The 2,763-nt window shown below is 41.2% G+C and carries 4 protein-coding genes and 1 pseudogene; 3 read left to right on the forward strand and 2 right to left on the reverse strand.

Annotated elements, in window-relative coordinates:
• The first annotated feature begins 399 nt into the window (after positions 1–399).
• A complete protein-coding gene (locus AAC155_RS23930) occupies positions 400–954 on the forward strand; it encodes a hypothetical protein (RefSeq protein ID WP_229015802.1) in 555 nt (184 codons plus the stop codon).
• Positions 955–1,497: a DUF3916 domain-containing protein gene (locus AAC155_RS23935; protein WP_112872352.1), complete on the forward strand. Its 543-nt coding sequence runs from the start codon at positions 955–957 to the stop codon at positions 1,495–1,497. It begins immediately after the preceding gene.
• A gap of 71 nt (positions 1,498–1,568) precedes the next feature.
• On the opposite strand, the gene AAC155_RS23940 is transcribed toward AAC155_RS23935, so the two are convergent.
• Positions 1,569–1,811: a SymE family type I addiction module toxin gene (locus AAC155_RS23940; protein WP_113044397.1), complete on the reverse strand. Its 243-nt coding sequence runs from the start codon at positions 1,809–1,811 to the stop codon at positions 1,569–1,571.
• Positions 1,812–1,909: 98 nt separating this feature from the next.
• A pseudogene (locus tag AAC155_RS23945) lies at positions 1,910–2,014 on the reverse strand (transcriptional regulator); the annotation flags it as partial.
• Positions 2,015–2,283: 269 nt separating this feature from the next.
• On the opposite strand from AAC155_RS23945, the gene AAC155_RS23950 reads away from it, so the two are divergent.
• The gene (locus AAC155_RS23950; protein WP_113044398.1) at positions 2,284–2,532 is read left to right on the forward strand and encodes a hypothetical protein; all 249 of its coding nucleotides are present in this window, start codon (positions 2,284–2,286) and stop codon (positions 2,530–2,532) included.
• Positions 2,533–2,763: the final 231 nt, after the last annotated feature.

Consider the following 2,763-nt stretch of genomic DNA (forward strand, 5'->3'; position numbering starts at 1 on the left):
GAGAGCGTTTCTGGCGGGAAAGTCTGGAGAGGGGGGGATCTTAACATGGTGGCAAGCTCCGTTGAGTGAACGGAACTTAATTAAAACAAAATGCCGGATAAAAAACCAGCACTTTGTCAATAATCTGGATCCCAGCTGTTAAGCTGGGATTTTGCTGTAGACAATAATCATCTAAGCGTTGACCAGAATCGTTCAAGAAGTGAGGAACTGGTTAATTGTCAGGGTGATAGCAGTTGCCGTTCTGCCATTAGGGATAAATATCGGCAGGAATATGACCAGGTTCAAGAGCGGATAGCAACGTGTTCAGGGGCTGACCAGTGCGTTGCCGTTGCTAAAGAGCTGCGGGCATTACAAGGTGACTACAGTGCTCGGATAGGCGAAATCCAGGAAAAAGCCAGAATGCAGGGACTGGATTCCCTCACGCCAGCAGAAGTGCGGGAATGGGCAGATTTACGCGGTGCGATGTCGAATATTGACGCGTCACGGAATTTAGTACTCCATCGTGCCCAAGTCACTGGCGGTTCAGAAGAAACCACCCAGGAAATCGTGAAGATTATGGGGCAGACGGGAATTGCGGCGTCTGCGGGAGTGGCCGGAGGGATCAGTAAAGCTGGAGCAAAAGGCGGTGGAGATGTTGGAAAAGACAAGCAATCGTATCAACCGAATCTGGGAGCTGTTGGAAATATGAAAGAATTTCTTACTCAACCCGGTTTTGGTACTCAAATAAAAAATAGTACACAAAAAACCAGCCAAATATATCAGGGGCAGAGTGTTTACAAAGCCAATAACAATATTGGAAAAGTGATTAAAAAAGGTGATCAGCTATATCTTGATGGTCAACATAAAAACCATCTTGAGGTTTTTGATAACAAAGGAAAATTTAAGGCTGTCTTAAACTTAGATGGTACGGTAAACCAGACCAAAACTGATGCTGCTAAAGGAAGGAAATTATAAATGTCTATGCGTAGAATAGCATTGAGCAATAAAAAACTGCGTGGTATACCACGTAGACTACGTTCCTTGAAAATATGGTCCGAGTCATATAGGACCTACTTTCCTGTTATCACTGAAAATGATTATTCTTATGGTTACTGGAATGTGAAAATTCCGGTACATTCAGCCTTGGTACAAGGAAAACAGACAAATAAAAACATTCAATCTATTTGTGCTCAAGATTTGATAGATGCAGCTTATAACATTTATAAGGTGAAGCCAGACAACGAAAATAATATAAGAATTACTTGTTCCATTGTATTGCCTGATATGTTTTCAAGTGAATTATGTATATTCACATCTGAGGAATATTTCAATGAACATACGCGTAACGGATATAGTCGGTTTGGTAAAATAACTTTATTGAGTGAACGAAGCTTATGCAAAGAATGGAACTTACGATTACCCGATGGTTTTTCAGAGCTAGGTGTTCTTAGAATAAGTGAAGATGATGAGGGAAAGCCTTATTATTCTGAATACTGGTATATTGGTGAAGTTAACTAAAGGTAAGAATTTATGTTTTAAATATAAATCTCGGCCAACAACGCCGAGATTTTACTTTATATACCAGCTAATTATCCTTCATTAGCCAGCCGGATAATCAACTGCCCCCGTTCAACGGTGATGTTCACCGCCTGTCCGGTCGCAAAGCCCGCTTCTTGCAGCCAGTTCCCTTTTAAGTGCAAACTGGGATGCTGGCTGTAATAGCGGGTCATACCGGTGCTGCGGTCTTCGTGGCGGGTGCTGGCATACCCCACCTTATAGCTGCGCCGGGCTTTTGAAATCGCTAAATCTGCATTACAATCGCGGTTAGCCATAAATCAACTCCTGCTTAGTTGGTTGTGGTTAGCGGTTGTGGCAGGTTGCCGCCTGCTCCATCCGCGTTAAAAAATCCTTTCTCTTAGCTGTCTGTCTTTTACTGTTGTGCCTGTGCAATTACCGCATCCAACATCTCTGAAACCAGCTTCTGCTTAGCGCGGGGCAACTGGCTGATAATCTGTATCTGTTGCAGTTGTCTATTAACGAAAAAAATGGATTTTATGGGTTTGAGTCAGCCTTACGGGTTTTTCCATATGAAACAGTGAGCGAAGAAATCGGCCTAATAGACTGGAATAACTGTGAACTATGGATTAATTCATATGAAGATATGGCTAAAGACGCTCTTTTTTTGCAGAAGATATCTTTGGAAATCAGTTTTGTTTAAAAGATGATTGTATTTATGCATTCGATCCTGAAACGGGTTTATTTGATAAGTTGGCTGAAAGCATAAATGAATGGTGTGGAATTATATTGGAAGATTATGAAGTCCTAACTGGATATTCCTTAGCGCATTCTTGGCAAAAAATTAATGGCCCTATTCAATCTGGTTATCGTTTAATACCTAAAATTCCTTTCGTTGCTTGCGGAGAATATGAATTGGAGAATCTTTATTTAATCCGATCATTTGAAGCCATGAGAATTAGAGCTAATTTTGCTCTGCAAATACGGAATATCTCTGATGGAGAGAGTATAAAAATAGATACAACAGATTGCAGATAATATACAATTTATAGCAAATTGAAATGGAATTCCAATCAATATGAAGTGCCTCATAAAGTTAAGGCATACACTACGCGGCTAATAATATCTGAGTCAGTAACTCCCAGGGCACGAGCATACTTTGACTGCTATTCATCCAAAGAAAACTCTTGCCCGATAATCATCGCACCAACCCGCTTTTTTAAGCTTGTTCCTTTGGCTCGGTGCCCCGCAATCGCATTGTTTGACCAG

It is taken from the genome of Photorhabdus sp. HUG-39 (assembly GCF_963878365.1).
In the GTDB taxonomy this organism is placed as follows: domain Bacteria; phylum Pseudomonadota; class Gammaproteobacteria; order Enterobacterales; family Enterobacteriaceae; genus Photorhabdus; species Photorhabdus kayaii.

What these genes read in the sequence shown, in the direction of transcription:
- AAC155_RS23940 (WP_113044397.1), bottom strand. Translation starts at nt 1,811, where the DNA reads ATGGCTAACCGCGATTGTAATGCAGATTTAGCGATTTCAAAAGCCCGG.
- AAC155_RS23935 (WP_112872352.1), top strand. Translation starts at nt 955, where the DNA reads ATGTCTATGCGTAGAATAGCATTGAGCAATAAAAAACTGCGTGGTATA.
- AAC155_RS23930 (WP_229015802.1), top strand. Translation starts at nt 400, where the DNA reads ATGCAGGGACTGGATTCCCTCACGCCAGCAGAAGTGCGGGAATGGGCA.